The sequence below is a fragment of the Streptomyces poonensis genome, assembly GCF_014650915.1.
GTDB lineage: Bacteria > Actinomycetota > Actinomycetes > Streptomycetales > Streptomycetaceae > Streptomyces > Streptomyces poonensis.
On sequence record NZ_BMVW01000027.1, the window covers coordinates 14,769 to 31,578 of the forward strand.

Here is a 16,810-nt window from a genome sequence, read left to right on the forward strand (position 1 = left end):
GACTGCCGCCGCTCAGGCGGCCGTCATCACCTGGTCCGCACCGAGCGGGCGGTGCGGGGCGATGATCTGGCCGTCCGGCAGGAGCTCACCGGTGTCCTCGAAGAGCAGAACGCCGTTGCACAGCAGGCTCCATCCCTGCTCCGGGTGGTGCGCCACGAGGCGGGCGGACTCCCGGTCGGCGGATTCGGCTGTCGGGCACGGTGGCTGGTGCTGGCACATGGTGGTTGGGATCTCTCGGTGTGTCGTTGTGGATGAGTTGGCCGTCTTGTCAGTCCCGCGGCGTGAAGCCTTGTTCATGGCCGCCCCCCGTTGTGATGAGTCGGTCGGTTCCAGTGTTGCCCCACGGGCGTCAATTCGCAGGGATTTCACAGCACCGCTTCTCACAGGTTCATGACGCATCACCCGTGCGGACGGTTCAGTCCAACTCCCTTGTCCTATCGGGTGGTTCGCGGGGGCCGGATGGGGCTAGTCCAGACGGGTCAGGGGGGCGTTTTCGAGGCTCGTACGAGCGTATGAGCGCCCGGAAGAGCGGGGTGCACGGGTGGCGGGAAATCGGGAGGACTCGCAAAGAAAGATCCGCGAGGATTCGCGCGAATTTGCGCGCGAATCCTCGCGGATGTGTGTTCGGTGCGCGGGTATGTGGATACGCGTTCCTCCGGTGTGGGCGGTCAGGCGCTGAGCAAGGGGGCGGGGGTCAGCCGGTGGGTGAGCAGCGGCATCAGTTCCGCGACCCGGTGCGGGCGGTGGGCGGCGATGCCGGGCGGGGCCGGGGCCAGCGGGATCAGGATGTCGGTGGGGGCGAGGCGGCCGGCGGCGCCGTCGGCGGTGCAGTCGCCGTGCAGCCACAGGGTCAGCATGTACAGCTCGGGCACCGACAGCAGCCGAGCCTGGCAGGGCTGCGGCACGGACTCGGCCTGACGCAAAGCGCGTTCGGTGGCGGCGACGTACGGGCCTTCGAAGAAGTGGGAGAACGCCCAGCCGTCGGGGGTCAGCCGGGTCTCGGCCGCTGCCACCGCGCGTTCGCCGCAGCGGATCAGGAAGCGCCAGCCGGACAGCCGGGTGGTGGAGGCGCCGACGGGGGCGACCCGGTCCAGGACGTGGACGGGCAGCGGGAGATCGGGCGTCACGGGGCCCTGCGCCTTGCGCAGGGAGGGAGTGCGGGCTTCTTTGACGGCGGTGGGGGAACCGAGTGCCGTGAGGACGGTGCGCAGGGCGGGCGCGGGAGCCTCGGGGACATGCAGCGGCATGGTGGGTCGCCTCTCATTCAGACAGGCACGGTGGCGCGAGGGAGGGGGGCGGACGGCGCTGTCAGCTCTCTGGGGACAGAGAGGCGGGGGCTGAAGGTCCGGAGCGGGAATGAGGGGGGCGGTCTGCCGTACATCGTTCAGGCAGCAGACCGAGGACCGCGAGCGCCAACTCTCTGCCTCGTTTGCGGAGTTTATACGACACGTGTTCAGGTGGTGTTTCCTCTAGCCGCTCCGCATATGAAGAGCAAGGCACTATTCGGTCTCTGGAATGCGGTGTTCATCCCGATTGCCGGTGGCCTGGACCTCGTTGACCTGTGAATTTCGTCCTGCAACGGTAGGCCGGTTGTCATCGGCGTTTTTCACGAGGACGGCGGATGCGGGAGAATTTCCTGCGCGGTTGTGTGTCTGGTGAATCAGGCGATGGGTACCCAACCCACCCTAGCGGGTGGCGGGTGTGCCCGGAGTGCTGTCGAGTGGTTCCTCGGGGGGACGTTATCGATCGCGTTGCCGGGGCATCATCCCCCGTGACCCGGGGCAAGTGACGGCCGATCATCGGCCTGCCCATCGCCGAGGAGGGACAGTTAGATGGGGGAGAAGGTCGTGGCGGGGCCGTTCGACCTGGCCGACCGGCAGCGGTACCGCGACAAGCTGCAGCAGTGCCTGACGGGACTCGAGCGACTGCTGGAGGAGAAGCGGTTCGATCGTCCGAAGAACCTGATGGGGCTGGAGATCGAGCTGAACCTCGCGGGTGCCGACGGTCTGCCGCGCATGCTGAATGCAGAGGTGCTGGAGCGAATAGCGAGCCGTGATTTCCAAACGGAACTCGCGATGTTCAATCTTGAGGTCAACATAGCCCCGCACCGGTTGGGCGGCCGGGTATTCGACCGGCTCTCCGAGGAGTTGCGGACCTCGCTGGCGTACGCCCATCGGAAAGCGGGTGAAGTCGACGCCGGAATCGTGATGATCGGCATCCTGCCGACGCTCGGCCGGGACGACCTGGTCTCCTCGAACCTCTCCGACGTGGACCGTTACACGCTGCTCAACGAGCAGATCCTGGCCGCCCGCGGAGAGGAGTTCAAGCTCGACATCGAGGGTGTGGAACGGCTCGTGTGCACCTCGGGATCGATCGCGCCCGAGGCCGCCTGCACCTCCGTGCAACTGCACCTCCAGGTCACGCCGGACCGGTTCTCCGACGTGTGGAACGCGGCCCAGGCGGTGACCGCCGCCCAGATCGCCGTCGGCGCCAACGCCCCGTTCCTGTTCGGGCACGAACTGTGGCGTGAGTCCCGGCCCCCGCTCTTCCAGCAGTCCACCGACACCCGGCCGCCGGAACTGCAGGCCCAGGGCGTACGGCCGCGCACCTGGTTCGGCGAGCGGTGGATCTCCTCGGCGTACGACCTCTTCGAGGAGAACCTGCGCTTCTTCCCGGCACTGCTGCCGATCTGCGACGACGAGGACCCGCTGCGCGTGATCGACGAGGGACGCGCGCCCAAACTCTCCGAACTCGCCCTGCACAACGGCACGGTGTACCGCTGGAACCGGCCCGTGTACGGCGTCGCGGACGGCGTACCGCATCTGCGGGTGGAGAACCGGGTCCTGCCCGCCGGGCCGACCATCACGGACGTCCTCGCCAACGCGGCCTTCTACTACGGTGTCGTCCGCTCGCTCGCCGAGGAGTCGCGGCCCGTGTGGACGAGGCTGCCCTTCGAGGCCGCCGCCGCCAACTTCGACGAGGCGTGCCGGCACGGCATCGAGGCACGGCTGCGGTGGCCGCGGCGCGGTCGGTACGGCGGGACCGTGGCAGTGGACGCGGTGAGTCTGGTGCGGGACGAGCTGCTGCCGCTGGCGGAGGCGGGCCTGGACGCCTGGGGCGTCGAGCCGGCGGACCGGGACTTCTACCTCGGGGTGATCGAGGAACGGTGCCGGCGGCGGGTCAATGGGGCGAGCTGGCAAGCGGAAACGTTTCATCGCGCGCTGGAGAAGGGGCTGGGACGCGATGCCGCGCTGGCCGCGACCACGCGCAGGTACTGCGAGCTGATGCACTCCGGGGAGCCGGTGCACAACTGGCCGGTGGGGCTGCCGGAGGCTGTGCCGTTGGGGTGAGGGACTGCCGGGCCGGGCCGGCGCGAGGGTGCGGGGCGGTGGTACCGGGCTCATCGTCATCGGGCATGCTGTGACGGCTGGGATGTCCGACTGAAGGTGGGAGTGCGGGTGGACGCGGGGTCGGTGGACGGTGCCTTGCCGTCGGAGCGGTTGACCCGGCGGATCTTCCGGGACGAGACACTGCTCGTGCTGGGTGTCTCGCTCGGTGCGAGCGGGGTGTCCGCCCTGATCAGCTTTGTCGGGTCGGTCACCAAGCCGGGAGGGCTCAAGGACCAGGCCGCGACGCTCAACGCCTCCGCCGCGCCCGGCCGTCCCTGGCTCGACCTCGCCTGGCAGCTCTTCGGCATCGCCACGGCGCTGGTGCCGGTGGCCCTCGTGGCGCACTTCCTGCTGCGGGAGGGCGCGGGGCTGCGCACGCTCGGCTTCGACCGTACGAAGCCCTGGTCCGACCTGGGGCGCGGGGCGGCGGTCGCCGCGGTGATCGGCAGCACGGGCATCGCGTTCTACCTGGCGGTCCGCGCACTCGGGTTCAACCTCACCGTGGTGCCGGAGGCGCTGCCCGACGTGTGGTGGAAGTACCCGGTCCTGATCCTCTCCGCGATCCAGAACGCGGTCCTGGAGGAGGTCATCGTCGTCGGATACCTGCTGCGCAGGCTCGGCCAGCTGGGCTGGAGTCCGGGGACCGCGCTCATGGCGACGTCGGTGCTGCGCGGCTCGTACCACCTCTACCAAGGCATCGGTGGATTCGTCGGCAATCTGGTGATGGGCGTGGTGTTCGTCTGGCTGTACCGGCGCTGGGGGCGGGTCGGGCCACTGGTGGTGGCGCACACGCTGCTCGACGTCGGGGCGTTCGTCGGGTACGCGCTGCTGGCCGGCAAGGTGGAGTGGCTGCCGACGGCGTGAGCGCGTACCCGGTGACGGGACGCGAGAGACGTAAGACGTAAGACGTGGAACGCGAAGCGTGGGGCGTGTGGTGCCGGTGGGGACTACCCGGATCGGGCCGCGCCGTTCCCGCCGGGGGTTGTCACGCCAGTAGCTGTCACGCCAGTAGTTCGCCCTCGATGACCGTGACCGCGCGGCCGGTCAGCAGGGTGCGGTCACCGTGGACCTCGGTGCGGACCAGGCCGGAGCGGGGGGAAGCCTGCAGACCGGTGAGGACCGGGTGCCCGAGCCGCTCGGACCAGAACGGGGCCAGGGCCGTGTGGGCGCTTCCCGTGACGTGGTCCTCGTCGATGCCGACGTTCGGGAAGAAACAGCGCGAGACGAAGTCGTAGCCCCGGGCGGCAGGGTCCTCGGCGCGCGCCGTCGCGATGATGCCGCGCTCGGAGTACCGGCCGAGTGCCTTGAAGTCGGGCGCGAGGCCGAGGACGGTCTTCTCGTCGGGGAGTTCGAGCAGCAGGTCACCGACGGACGGCCCGGTGTCGAGGGCGGTCAGCGGCTCGGCGCCCAGTGTGTCGGCCACGCCGTCCGGCAGGTCGACCGGGGTGAGGGGTGCCGTCGGGAAGTCGAGGGTGATGGACCCGTCCTCGTGCGGCGTCGCGATCAGTACGCCGCTGAGAGTGGCGAACCTGACCGGGCCGGAGTGGGCACCGGTGGTGGCGAGGACGTGCGCCGTGGCCAGCGTCGCGTGGCCGCACATCGCGACCTCGGTGGCGGGGGTGAACCAGCGCAGCGCCCAGTCGGCCTCGCCGTCCCCGGGCAGCGGGTGGGCGAAGGCCGTCTCGGGGTGGTTGACCTCGCGGGCCACGTTCCGCAGCCAGGCGTCGTCCGGGAAGGCGTCGAGGAGGAGGACCCCGGCCGGGTTGCCGGAGAAGGGGCGGTCGGTGAAGGCGTCGACGATTCGAATGCGCATGGTCCGACGCTAAGGGCTCGGTGAAGTCGCAGGCCAAGGCCAATTCGCGGGCGCTGGACCTGTTTCGGCGGTGCTCCGGGGGTACTGGCAAGCCTTGAGCTCGTGCCGACGAAGTGCGGACGGACGCGAACGTGGCATGGCACGACGGGCACGACAGCCGGTCGAGCCACTGCTTCGAGCGGTCGGGGCGGCGACCACGGCAGACGGTGATGAGTGACTGCCTCGGCTAGACGGTGAGGAGTGACTGCCTCGGCTAGACGGTGAGGAGTGACTGCCTCGGCTTGCCGGCTCCGGGCGGGATCACCGGCGCATCGTTTTCAGCGGCGAGGCCCAAGGGGGTTGTCGCATGCCAGGTCCCGATATATCGTTGAGGCATCGCGACAGATCAACGATGGAATGGAGTGGTTGCGATGCGTACCCGTGGAGAGGACTACGGATTCGAGCACGGACACGGGCGTCACGGTGGGCGCGGCCCGCATGGACGTCCCGGCGGCGGTCATGAGGCGCTGCGCGGTGCCTTCGGGCCCTTCGGCCCGGGGCACGGCGGCCCCGGCTTCCCCGGCTTCGGCCCGGGACCGTGGGGTGGGCGCGGCAGGGGCGGACCCAGGGGAAGGGCGCGGCGCGGTGACGTCCGGGCGTCGATCCTGGCCCTTCTGAAGGACCGGCCGATGCACGGCTACGAGATGATCCAGGAGATCGCCGAGCGCAGCGGCGGGGCGTGGAAGCCCAGCCCGGGATCGGTCTACCCGACCCTCCAGTTGCTGGAGGACGAAGGGCTGATCGCCAGTGAGAGCGAGGGGGGCAAGAAGCTGTTCTCGCTCACCGAGGCCGGCCGTACGGCGGCCGACGAGGGTTCCGACGCGCCGTGGGAAGAGGCCTCGCGCGGGGTCGACTGGGAAGCGCTGAGCGAGATCCGGCAGGCCGGCTTCGGTCTGATGGAGGCGTTCGGGCAGGTCTGGAAGACCGGGAGCAAGGAGCAGCGCGACAAGGCGCTGGCGGTCGTCAACGAGGCCCGGAAGAAGCTGTACCTGATCCTCGCCGATGAGGACTGAGGACTGAGGACTGAGGACTGAGGACTGAGGACTGAGGACTGAGGACTGAGGGCTGAGGACTGCGGGTTGCGGGTTGAGGACTTGGGAGCCGTGCCGTCCGTGGGCGGCGTCAAGTCATCCGTAAGGAGGACAACCTCTCGCCCACCCCCAACCTGCGTGGGACGTGAGAATGCTGCCCGGCGAGGATGCCTCGATGCGGTGCGGCTGGTGGGGTGGGGGTGTGCAATCCCGATCTCCTCGGCATGCGGCCGCCGATCAAGGCCGTGGCCATGGTCACAGCCGCGACCACAGTCATGGTCACAGCCATGGCCATGTGGAGGCCGTTGCCGGGCTCACCGACGAGCTGGCAGCGGTGGTCAGCAGTGCGCGCAGGCGGGCGCTCAGGGACGGGGACCAGCAGATCGACACCGCTCATCTGCTCCATGCGCTCCTGGAGTCGGATCCCGAGGTGCGTGCCGTCTTCGAGGGCGGACCGCAGGTCGCGCGGCTGCTCGGCTATCTGGTGCAGCGGAGTATCGGTTATGGACTGCGCTGGCAGAGCGCTGCCGAGGACTCCGGCGCCCTGCCCGTGTTCACCGGGGTGACGGGCTGGTCGCCGGTGGCCTCCGGAGCGATGGAGGACGCGTGTGCGCGCGCCGAGCGCCGTGGGGAGGCGCACGCCCGCGGGACCGACCTGCTCGCCGCACTCGTCGCGGCCCCCGACGCGCGCGCCGTCGAGGTCCTCCGGCGCGCGGGCGTCGACACGGAAGCGCTGCCGGAGCGGATCGAGCGCCGGGCGACGGGCTGTGTGGCGGGCGGGGAGAACGGCTGACGCGGGACGGGTCCCGGCCGGCGAAGTGTGCCGGGGCCGTCCGGTGCGCGCTCGGTGTCGCCGAGCCTGACGCGTAGGTCATCGGCGGGCCCGTCGAGCCTGTCACGTGGGCCGTTGTCCTGGCGCGTCGGCCCGTCCGGCGTCTCTCACCCGCCTGACCGGCGGGTCTCGTCGGCGCCCCAGTTGCTGGGACAGGTGTCATTTCAAGTGACGCTCATGTTGTTGCCTGTCATCATGTGCCGGTGCATACGTCTCAGGGGCCTCAGGGGCACCGTGCGAGGGGCGTCGGCCTCGGGCTCGCGTTCGCGTCGGCGGTCGCCTTCGGCGGATCGGGGATCGCGGCCAAACCGTTGATCGAGGCGGGCCTGGACCCGCTTCACGTGGTCTGGCTGCGGGTGACCGGCGCCGCGCTGGTGATGCTTCCACTGGCCGTGCGGCATCGTGCTCTGCTGCGCCGCCGGCCCGCGCTGCTCGCCGGGTTCGGCCTGCTGGCCGTGGCCGGCGTCCAGGCGTGCTACTTCGCCGCGATTTCCCGTATCCCCGTCGGAGTCGCGCTGCTCGTGGAGTATCTCGGGCCCGCGTTGGTGCTCGGCTGGGTGCGGTTCGTACAGCGACGGCGGGTCGCGCGCGGCGCGGCCGTCGGAGTCGTCCTTGCGGTCGGCGGGCTCGCGTGCGTCGTCGAGGTGTGGTCCGGGCTGGGCTTCGACGCCGTCGGGCTGCTGCTCGCCCTCGCCGCCGCCTGCTGTCAGGCCGGCTACTTCGTCCTGTCCGACCAGGGTGCCGACGCGGGAGAGGAGGCGCCGCACCCGCTCGGCGTCATCGCGTACGGCCTGCTCGTGGGCGCCCTCGTGCTCACCGTCGTCGCCCGGCCCTGGACCATGGACTGGTCGCTGCTCGCGGGCTCCGCCCGCATGGACGGCACCCCCGTCCCCGCGTGGCTGCTGCTCGCCTGGGTCGTGCTGATCGCGACCGTCGTCGCGTACGTCACCGGAGTGCTCTCCGTACGCAGGCTCTCCCCGCAGGTCGCGGGCGTCGTCGCCTGTCTGGAGGCGGTCATCGCGACGGTTCTCGCCTGGGTACTGCTCGGCGAGCACCTCTCGGCCCCCCAGCTGCTCGGCGGCGCCGTGGTCCTGATGGGTGCCCTCGTCGCACAGTCCTCCACGTCGGCCAAGGCCTCGCAGGGGCTGGTCGTGGGAGGGGCCGACGAAGCGGTGGCGGACGGGGACGGAGCGGCCGGGGCAGCCGATGCGGGCCGTGGCGAGCGGGAGTTGTCGGGCCGCGGGCCCGGTGCGTAAGGTGACGATCATGCAGTCGACCGCACTCGTCCTTCCGCCCCCGGCCGCCTGAGGCGGGCCTCCGGAACATGACGCTCCGCTGTCGGTGGAGCGGGGAACGGTGCTGCCCGCAGATGAAGTCCGAGCGATTTCGCGCACTTCAGCGCATGCAGCGCGTTCTCGCGTCTTTCGTGCACTTCTGTGTCTGCGGAGAGAACACGTGTCGAACACTGCTGTCGGCCTGCCCGTCGGGCGAGGCCTCCTTTATCTGATCGTCGCCGGTGCCGCCTGGGGCACCGCGGGCGCGGCCGCCTCATTGGTCTTCCGGGCCGGTGACATGGGGCCGATCGCCCTGTCCTTCTGGCGCTGCGCGGTCGGCGTCGTCCTGCTGCTCGCCGTGCACCGCCTGCGTGCCCGGACCCGGTCCGCCGGTGCCGTACCTCGCGCCGCCCGTGAACCCCTCGGCCGGAGGGCGCTGCGGGTCGGTGCGACGGGCGTCGGACTCGCCGTCTTCCAGACCGCCTACTTCGCCGCCGTCGAGGAGACCGGTCTCGCCGTGGCGACCGTTGTCACGCTGGGTACCGGGCCCGTGATGATCGCGCTGGGCGCACGGCTGACGATGGATGAACGGCTGGGCGGCGGCGGTCTCGCCGCCGTCGCCGGGGCGCTCGCGGGCCTCGCCGTGCTGGTGCTCGGCAGTGGCGCGGCGACCGTGCGTCCGTCGGGCGTGCTCCTCGCCGTCCTGTCCGCCGCGGGGTACTCCGCGATGACGCTGCTCACTCGGTGGTGGGGGCGCGACGGCGCGGTGGACTCCGCGAGTACGACGATGTGGGCGTTCGCGGTGACCAGCGGGTGTCTGCTGCCGTTCGCCCTGGCCGAAGGGCTCCTGCCGGGCACCGACCGGCCGTTGCTGCTGCTGGGACTGGTCGTCTACATGGCGGCGATCCCCACGGCCCTCGCGTACGCGCTGTACTTCGCGGGCGCGGCCGTGGTGCGGTCGGCCACGGTCTCCGTGATCATGCTGCTGGAGCCGGTGAGCGCGGCGGTGCTCGCCGTGGTCCTGCTCGGCGAGCACCTCACGGCGGCGACGCTCCTCGGCACCCTGCTGATGCTCGGCTCGGTCGCGGGCCTCGCCGCGGCGGAGGCGCGGGGCACGGCCGCGGAGCAGCCCGCGCTCGGTTGAGGGCGGCCGGCTGAGCGGCGACGGGGTGAGGGGCGGCCGGGTGAGGGGCGGCCGGGTGAGGCGGCCGAGTGAACGGTGGCCGGTGTGCGGCGTCGGGCCGACCGCCCATCGGGTACGGGGCCTCATGGCCCCGTACGCCCCGTACGACCCGTACGCCTCGTACCCCGGCGCCGTTCCTCTCCAGTGGGCGGTGGGAACGAGCAGGAACGGATCAGGACGACAGAGCCGCCAGATAGCCGGGGAGTTCGGTGCCGGGGGTCAGCGCGGCGTCCGGCACCGGGGTTCCGTACCCCTTGCGGAGCGGGACGACGCCGGCCCAGTGGGGGAGGGACAGGTCCTCGGGCTCGTCGTTGACGCCGCCGGTGCGCACCTTGGCGGAGACCTCGCCGAGTTCCAGGCGGAGCACGGCCGTGGCCGCGGACTCCTTGGCGTCCGCGGGCCGGGCGTCGCGCGAGCGGCCCGGCACGACGTGGTCGACCAGCGCGTCCAGGGCGAGTCGCTTCTCCTCGGGGTCGGTCACCTGGTGGGCGACGCCGTGCACCACGACGGAGCGGTAGTTGATCGAGTGGTGGAAGGCGGAGCGGGCGAGGACCAGGCCGTCGACGTGGGTGACCGTCAGGCAGACCGCGAGTCCCGGCCCCGCGTCCGTCCTGCCCGCCGTCCGCAGCGGGCGCGAACCCGTCGAGCCGTGCACGTAGAGGCGCTCGCCGACCCTGCCGTAGAGGGTGGGCAGCACGACCGGCGCACCGTCCCGCACGAAGCCGAGGTGGCAGACGTACCCCTCGTCGAGTATCGCGTGCACCAGTTCCTTGTCGTACGACGCCCTGTGCGCGGAGCGCGTGGGGACGGTGCGGTCGGTCGGGGTGTAGGCGGCGGGCGGTGGTGTCCGCTGCTCGGCTCCCTGCATTGCGCTCTCCATTGCACTAGTGCATACTTGACTTTGTGCTAGGAGATTATCGGATCGAGGGGCGGCGTGCAGCCGATATCGCGGCGAGCGTCGAGCGCGCGGTGGGCTCGGGGGAGCTGGAGCCGGGTCAACTGCTGCCTTCCATGCGGGAGTTGGCGGTCCGGCTGGGCGTGAATCCCAACACGGTCGCGGCCGCCTATCGCACGCTGCGCGAGCGCGGAGTCATCGAGACCGACGGGCGCCGGGGCAGCCGGGTGCGCCCGAGGCCGGCCACCACGGGCCGCGAGTACATCCGGGTGGACGTACCGGAGGGCACGCGCGATCTCACCGGAGGCAACCCCGATCCGGCGCTCCTGCCGCCGCTCGCGCCTGCTCTCGCGGCCGCCGCCGAGCAGGGCGACCGCGAGCCCGTCCTGTACGGCGACGCCCTCGTCGAGCCGGAGCTGGCGCGCATCGCCCGCGCGGAGCTGACCGCCGACGGCGTTCCGGACGGACCGGTCGCCGTCACCTCCGGCTCGCTCGACGCCGTCGAGCGCGTCCTGGCCGCGCACCTCCGGCCCGGCGACGCGGTCGCCGTCGAGGACCCCGGCTGGGGCGGCCTGCTCGACCTCGTCCCGGCGCTCGGACTGCGCACCGTCCCCGTGGAGGTCGACGACGAGGGCCCCCTCCCCGAGGCCGTCGGCCGTGCCCTGGTGGGTGGCGCACGCGCCCTGGTCGTCACGGACCGCGCGCAGAACCCGACCGGTGCCGCGGTGACCGCCCCACGCGCGCGTGCCCTGCGTTCGGTGCTCGAAGGCCATCCGGAGACCCTGCTCATCGAGGACGACCACGGATACAAGATCGTTGATCAGCCCTTGCATCCGCTGGCCGGGACCACGCACAGCTGGGCCGTCGTTCGCTCCGCCGCCAAGGCGTACGGGCCCGATCTGCGCCTCGCCGTGCTCACCGGGGACCCCGTCACCGTCGACCGGGTGCGCGGCAGGCAACGGCTCGGACCGGGTTGGGTGAGCCGCCTCCTGCAGCGGGCCGTGGTCCGGCTCTGGGCCGACGGCGCCGTGGACGGGCGGGCCGTGGCGGCCGCGTACGGGAGACGGCGGGACGCGCTGATCGCCGCGCTCGCCCGGCGCGGTGTCGCGGCGCACGGGCGCAGCGGGATGAACGTGTGGATACCCGTGCCGGACGAGACCGGCGCGGTCGCCCGGCTGCTGCACGCCGGCTGGGCGGTGGCACCCGGCGCCCGCTTCCGGACGAGCGCGCCACCGGGCATCCGTATCACCGTCTCGTCGCTGGCAGAGGACGAGCGCGACGACGAGATCGAGCGGCTGGCGGACGCGGTGGCCGCGGCGATCGGTCCCGCTCCTGCGCGACGTTACGGGTGACGACGCGACGTTACGGGTGACGAGGTGGACGCGGTCGACCGTCAAGAGCATCCCGCATCCCGCATCCCGCATCATGCATCGCGCATTACGCATCACGCCTGCGGTCGACCGTCAGGAGGGCTCACGCGCCGGCCGACCGTCAGCGGCCTATCGCTCACGGTCATCTGTCGGCGGCCTGCCGCGTACGGTCGTCCGTCAGGCGCCTCGTGAGCGGGCCTTGGCCTGGGTCAGCGCCGCGCCCGCCAGGACGATCACCGCGCCGACCGGTGTCGACCAGGTCAGCGACTCGCCGAGCAGCGCCACCCCCGCGGCCGTGGCGATCACCGGCGTGAAGTACGTGACCATCTGGGCCGTCGTCGGCCCCACCTCGGCGACCAGTCCGTACTGGACGAGCATGGCGAGCCCCGTACCCAGGGCGCCCAGCGCGGCGACCGCGAGCAGCGGCAGCACCGGGAAGGAGGTCGGCAGGGAGGTGAACAGGGGAGTGACCACGGCCAGTTGGGCGGTGGCCAGCAGCAACTGGCCTCCGGTCAGCGACAGGTTCGAGTGCCCGGTGCCGGCCAGGGTGCGGCGGACGTAGATCCAACCGACCGGGTAGCTCAGCGAGGCCAGCAGTGCCAGTGCCGTGCCGGAGGCGTTCAGGCCGTCGAAGCCCTGCCAGACGCCCAGCACCGTCAGTACACCGAGGAAGCCCAGTCCCAGGCCGGCGACCCGTATCCGTGTCGGCCGGTCCTCCGACAGGGCCACCAGGGACAGGGCCATGCCCCACAGGGGAGAGGTCGCGTTGCAGATTCCCGCGAGCGTGGACGGGATCGTCAGCTCCGCGTACGCGAAGAGGGAGAACGGCAGCGCGTTGAGCAGGAGCGCCGCGACCGCGAGATGACCCCACACACGGGCGCCGCCGGGCAGCCGTTCCCGCTTCACCGCCATCGCCGCCATGAGCACCGCCGTACCGAACACCAGCCGGCCCAGGGTGACCTGGAAGGGGGCGTAGCCGTCGGTGCCCACCTTGATGAAGAGGAAGCTGAACCCCCAGACCACGGAGAGGAAAGCGAAGCGGAGCCGCCAGTCGACGGCGGGGCGACGGCGGCGTTCGGTGGCCGCAGCCGTCGGAGCGGCCTTGGCCGTGGAAGCGGCCGCAGCCGTGGGAGTAACCGCAGCCGTGGGAGTAACCGTGGCTGGGGGAGTGGCCGTGGCGGTCGCGGCCGGAGACACGCGTGATGAGGAGGGGGCGGTGCTGGTCATGCACGCAACCATGCTTCGGATGATTCTGTAGCACAAGCGAGATTTTTTTAGCGATTCCTCGTAGCATCGCTTATATGTTGAACCTGGAGCGCCTGCGCACCCTGGACGCCCTCGCCCGGCACGGCTCGGTCAGCGGAGCGGCGGCGGGTCTGCATGTCACCACCTCGGCCGTCTCCCAGCAGATGGCCAAACTGGAGCGGGAAGTGGGGCAGCAGCTCCTCGCCAAGAACGGACGCGGGGTACGTCTGACCGACGCGGGCCGGTTGCTCGCCGACCACGCCACACGCATCCTGTCGCAGGTCGAGCTGGCCCAGGCCGACCTGGAGGCCCAGCGCGGACAGGTGGTGGGCGAGCTGCGGCTGGCCGCGTTCCCCACCGCGATGCGCGGACTGTTCCCCGCCGTGCTGAGCGCGCTCCGGGAGCGGCACCCCGCGCTCCGGGTGTCCTCACGGGAACTGGAGCCGGCGTTCGGGGTCAACGCGGTGGTCCGGGGCGACGTCGACCTGGCTGTCGTCATGGACTGGTACAACAAGCCCCTGCCCATGCCCGAAGGGCTCGCCAGGGCGGCCGTCCTGGACGACCCCGTGGACATCGCGATGCCCGAGAAGCACCCGCTGGCCGACCGGGACGAGGTCGACCTGGCGGACTTCGCGGACGACGAGTGGGTCGCCTGGTCCGACGGCGAGTTCTGCCACGAGTGGCTGCTCTACATGCTGCGCGCCAAGGGCGTCGAGCCCCATATCGCCCACCGCGCCCAGGAACACCACACGCAACTGGCTCTGGTCGCCGCCGGACTGGGCGTCTGTGTCGCCCCCCGGCTCGGTCGTGATCCGCTGCCGGAGGGGGTGCGCACCGTGCCCGTGCGGCACCGGGTCTCCCGTCACGTCTACGCGGTGTGGCGCTCCGACGCCGACCGCCGTCCGTCGATCAGGGCGGCGGTGGAGGCACTGCGAGGGGCGGGAGTGGCGACGGGGGCCGCTGCGTCACGGTGAGGGCCGGCGCGGTAGGAACGGTGGGAGCCGGAGAGGCGAGTACGGGCTTCGCCGCCCGCTCACAGCCGCTGCGCCGACTTGCGGAAGTCCCACGAGGCGGTCCTCTCCGGTGTCAGCCGCAGCCAGGCGTGCCGGCCGTCGTGGGGCAGTTCGTCGATGCCGAAGTACTTACGGGCGAACAGCCGCTCCACCGCCGCCAGTTCGGGGCACGGCTCGCCCGGCTCGCCCGTGCGCGGGACCTCCCCGACGACCTCGACGGTGCCGGACAGCTCCGCGCCCCGCAGTTCGCCGTACTCCTCACCCGCGTCGACCACGACGGCGACCCGCGGATCCCGGCGCAGGGCGGCCCAGCGCTTGCTGCGGATGAGTGAGTACAGCCAGAGCGACGTGCCGTCCCAGACGAACCAGAGCGGGCTGACGTGCGGGGAGCCGTCCGCCGAGACGGTCGCCGCCCGGCAGGTGCGCTGCGCGGTCAGGAACGCGTCCAGTTCGGCCGGCGCCATCATGATCTTCCGGCCGCGGCGCTGCGTGACGCTCATGCGGTCCCCTCTTCCCGGCTCCGGCCGATCTCCCGGCTCCCGCCGATCTTCCCGGCCCCTGCGGAACGCCGGTCCGGTGCTCCGCAGCAGTGTGCAGGACCCCGTCCCCGATCACCACGGTCCGGAGGGAGCGATCAGACGAGTTCGGTCAGAGGAGCTCGATCAGACGTGCTCGATCAGGCGAGCTTGATCAGACGTGCTCGCTCAGGCGAGCTTGATCGTGTCTCCGTCCACGGTGATCTTCTTGGCGGGCAGTGCCGTCATCGCCGGGCCGCTCTTCACGCTGCCGTCCGTGATCGAGAAGTTGCTCTGGTGACATGGGCAGTTGATGACACCGTCGGCGACGCTCTGCACGGCACAGCCACGGTGGGTGCAGGTGGACGAGAAGGCTTTGAAAGTGCCCGCGGTGGGCTGGGTGACGACCACGCCCTGACCCTCGAAGACCTTGCCGCCGCCCTCCGGGATGTCGGAGGTCTTCGCCAGTTCGGTGCCCGCGACGGCGTTCCCGCCTCCGCCCGAGCCGCCGCCGTTCTGCCCGTCGGAGGAGGCTGAGGAGTCGTCCGATCCGCACGCGGTCAGCGCGACGGCGAGTCCCGCCGCGCCGGCAGCCGTCATCACGGTGCGGCGAGCCGGTGACGATGCGGGCTGAAGCGGTGCGCTGGTCATGCTGGGGTTCCCTTCCATGGGTGCGTCATGAGCTGTACGGAAGTACGGACCGTGGTCCTCTGCTGCTCAGTCCAAGGGATGGTTGAGACTTTGACCTTACTGGTATCAAGGTGGCGTAAGCCGCGGGGGATCCCGCAGTGATTCCGCAGCGTGTGCGGTGCTGGAGCGCACGGAATCCGTGCGGGGCGCGCAGCGGAAGGCGTACGGGGCGCGCAGCGGATCCGTGCGGGAGCCACGTCCGGCGCCCGGGGCCGCGCCGGTAACCTGGGCGAGTGCTCAAGGAACTCACCGCGACCCGGTTCATCACGCCCCTGCGTGAGGGCGGTTCGCTGCCGGGACTCGTCGAGGCCGACGACCGCGCGACGTACGTCATGAAGTTCGCCGGTGCGGGGCAGGGCCGCAAGACACTCGTCGCGGAGGTGGTCTGCGGTGAGCTCGCCCGGCGGCTCGGGCTGCGCGTGCCCGACCTGGTGACCCTCGATCTCGACCCGGTCCTGAGCCTCGGCGAGCCCGACCAGGAGGTGCAGGAACTGCTCAGGCGCAGCGGCGGCACCAACCTCGGCATGCGGTTCCTGACCCGCGCGATCGGCTTCGACTCCCTCGCCTTCCGGGTGGACCCGGAGGAGGCTGGGCGCATCGTCTGGTTCGACGCGCTGGTGAACAACGTCGACCGCTCCTGGCGCAACCCCAACCTTCTCGTCCAGCACGGCGACCTGTGGCTCATCGATCACGGCGCGACGATGATCTGGCACCACAACTGGTCCGGCGCGCGCACCCTCGCCGACCGCCCGTACGACGCCTCCGACCACGCCCTCGCCCCCTTCGGGCCGGACGTCGCGAGCGCCGCCGCCGAACTGGCGCCCCGCATCACCGAGGACCTGCTGGCGGAGGTCACCGCCGAGATCCCCGATGTGTGGCTGGCGGACGAGCCGGGATTCGAGACCGCGGACGCGTTGCGGCGGGCGTACGCGGAGCCGCTGCTGGCGCGCGCCGCCGTCATCCACGACCGCATCGAGGGGATCAAGTGAGCGAGCGCGTGAGCGAGCACATGGCCGAGAGCATGGCCGAGCACCTGGCCGGGCGTATGGCCGAGCGCACTCTGGCGACCCGGTCGACCGGGCAGGACGTCTTCGAGTACGCGCTGCTGCGCGTCGTGCCCCGTGTCGAGCGCGGCGAGTGCTTCAACGCGGGTGTGCTGGTGTACTGCCGCGCCAAGTCCTTCGTGGGTGCCCGTACGCACCTCGACGAGACCAAGCTGCTCGCGCTGGACCCGGAGGCCGATGTGGCCGGCGTACGGGCCGCGCTGGGCGCCGTCGAGAGCCTCTGTGCCGGGGGCGAATCGGCGGGCCAGGCCGCGCGCGACGACGCCGGACGGCGCTTCCGCTGGCTGATCGCGCCCCGTTCCGCCGTGATCCAGCCCGGACCGGTCCACACCGGGTTCACCACCGATCCGGCCGCCGAGACCGAGCGGCTGCTCGGCCTCCTGGTCAGGTAATGGTCTCTGGGTCACATAGCGGTCTCTCGGTCAGGTGCACGGTCTCTCGGTCAGGTGATCAGACT

At 71.3% G+C, this 16,810-nt stretch carries 17 protein-coding genes; 10 read left to right on the forward strand and 7 right to left on the reverse strand.

Annotated features, from left to right (window positions below; translation table 11 throughout):
* Positions 1–12 precede the first annotated feature (12 nt).
* A complete protein-coding gene (locus tag IE242_RS35790) occupies positions 13–219 on the reverse strand; it encodes a DUF5999 family protein (RefSeq protein WP_189866979.1) in 207 nt (68 codons plus the stop codon).
* Positions 220–668: 449 nt separating this feature from the next.
* On the reverse strand, positions 669–1,247 hold the full coding sequence (locus tag IE242_RS35795) for a hypothetical protein (RefSeq protein ID WP_189866981.1): 579 nt from the start codon (positions 1,245–1,247) through the stop codon (positions 669–671).
* Positions 1,248–1,832: 585 nt separating this feature from the next.
* Between IE242_RS35795 and IE242_RS35800 the strand changes: the two genes are divergently transcribed.
* Complete coding sequence (locus tag IE242_RS35800) at positions 1,833–3,350, forward strand: glutamate-cysteine ligase family protein (protein WP_189866983.1); 1,518 nt, start codon at positions 1,833–1,835, stop codon at positions 3,348–3,350.
* Between the two features lie 108 nt (positions 3,351–3,458).
* Positions 3,459–4,253, forward strand: a complete 795-nt coding sequence (locus tag IE242_RS35805; RefSeq protein ID WP_373299679.1) for a CPBP family intramembrane glutamic endopeptidase — start codon at positions 3,459–3,461, stop codon at positions 4,251–4,253.
* Positions 4,254–4,389: 136 nt separating this feature from the next.
* On the opposite strand, the gene IE242_RS35810 is transcribed toward IE242_RS35805, so the two are convergent.
* Complete coding sequence (locus IE242_RS35810) at positions 4,390–5,202, reverse strand: PhzF family phenazine biosynthesis protein (RefSeq protein WP_189866987.1); 813 nt, start codon at positions 5,200–5,202, stop codon at positions 4,390–4,392.
* 410 nt (positions 5,203–5,612) lie between these two features.
* Between IE242_RS35810 and IE242_RS35815 the strand changes: the two genes are divergently transcribed.
* From IE242_RS35815 to IE242_RS35830, 4 genes are all read left to right on the forward strand, one after another.
* The gene (locus IE242_RS35815) at positions 5,613–6,254 is read left to right on the forward strand and encodes a PadR family transcriptional regulator (RefSeq protein WP_189866990.1); all 642 of its coding nucleotides are present in this window, start codon (positions 5,613–5,615) and stop codon (positions 6,252–6,254) included.
* A gap of 220 nt (positions 6,255–6,474) precedes the next feature.
* Positions 6,475–7,065: a Clp protease N-terminal domain-containing protein gene (locus tag IE242_RS35820; protein ID WP_373299680.1), complete on the forward strand. Its 591-nt coding sequence runs from the start codon at positions 6,475–6,477 to the stop codon at positions 7,063–7,065.
* 236 nt (positions 7,066–7,301) lie between these two features.
* Positions 7,302–8,360, forward strand: a complete 1,059-nt coding sequence (locus tag IE242_RS35825; RefSeq protein WP_189866992.1) for an EamA family transporter — start codon at positions 7,302–7,304, stop codon at positions 8,358–8,360.
* 199 nt (positions 8,361–8,559) lie between these two features.
* Complete coding sequence (locus tag IE242_RS35830) at positions 8,560–9,522, forward strand: DMT family transporter (protein ID WP_189866995.1); 963 nt, start codon at positions 8,560–8,562, stop codon at positions 9,520–9,522.
* Between the two features lie 211 nt (positions 9,523–9,733).
* Here IE242_RS35830 and IE242_RS35835 read toward each other — a convergent pair whose 3' ends face one another.
* On the reverse strand, positions 9,734–10,429 hold the full coding sequence (locus tag IE242_RS35835; RefSeq protein WP_189867078.1) for a pyridoxamine 5'-phosphate oxidase family protein: 696 nt from the start codon (positions 10,427–10,429) through the stop codon (positions 9,734–9,736).
* Positions 10,430–10,464: 35 nt separating this feature from the next.
* On the opposite strand from IE242_RS35835, the gene IE242_RS35840 reads away from it, so the two are divergent.
* Positions 10,465–11,808, forward strand: a complete 1,344-nt coding sequence (locus IE242_RS35840; RefSeq protein WP_189866996.1) for an aminotransferase class I/II-fold pyridoxal phosphate-dependent enzyme — start codon at positions 10,465–10,467, stop codon at positions 11,806–11,808.
* A gap of 195 nt (positions 11,809–12,003) precedes the next feature.
* Here IE242_RS35840 and IE242_RS35845 read toward each other — a convergent pair whose 3' ends face one another.
* On the reverse strand, positions 12,004–13,053 hold the full coding sequence (locus IE242_RS35845; protein ID WP_229859928.1) for a DMT family transporter: 1,050 nt from the start codon (positions 13,051–13,053) through the stop codon (positions 12,004–12,006).
* 74 nt (positions 13,054–13,127) lie between these two features.
* Here IE242_RS35845 and IE242_RS35850 point away from each other — a divergent pair, with 74 nt between their 5' ends.
* The gene (locus IE242_RS35850; protein WP_189867000.1) at positions 13,128–14,045 is read left to right on the forward strand and encodes a LysR family transcriptional regulator; all 918 of its coding nucleotides are present in this window, start codon (positions 13,128–13,130) and stop codon (positions 14,043–14,045) included.
* Positions 14,046–14,104: 59 nt separating this feature from the next.
* Here IE242_RS35850 and IE242_RS35855 read toward each other — a convergent pair whose 3' ends face one another.
* Together IE242_RS35855 and IE242_RS35860 are read right to left on the reverse strand one after the other, a co-directional pair.
* A complete protein-coding gene (locus IE242_RS35855; protein ID WP_189867002.1) occupies positions 14,105–14,584 on the reverse strand; it encodes a pyridoxamine 5'-phosphate oxidase family protein in 480 nt (159 codons plus the stop codon).
* A 204-nt stretch (positions 14,585–14,788) separates the two neighbouring features.
* Positions 14,789–15,250, reverse strand: a complete 462-nt coding sequence (locus IE242_RS35860) for a Rieske (2Fe-2S) protein (RefSeq protein WP_189867004.1) — start codon at positions 15,248–15,250, stop codon at positions 14,789–14,791.
* 272 nt (positions 15,251–15,522) lie between these two features.
* Here IE242_RS35860 and IE242_RS35865 point away from each other — a divergent pair, with 272 nt between their 5' ends.
* On the forward strand, positions 15,523–16,278 hold the full coding sequence (locus IE242_RS35865; protein ID WP_189867006.1) for a HipA family kinase: 756 nt from the start codon (positions 15,523–15,525) through the stop codon (positions 16,276–16,278).
* A gap of 56 nt (positions 16,279–16,334) precedes the next feature.
* Positions 16,335–16,745 carry a DUF3037 domain-containing protein gene (locus tag IE242_RS35870; RefSeq protein ID WP_373299684.1) on the forward strand — a complete coding sequence of 137 codons (411 nt, stop codon included), beginning with the start codon at positions 16,335–16,337 and terminating at the stop codon, positions 16,743–16,745.
* The last annotated feature ends 65 nt before the right edge of the window (positions 16,746–16,810 follow it).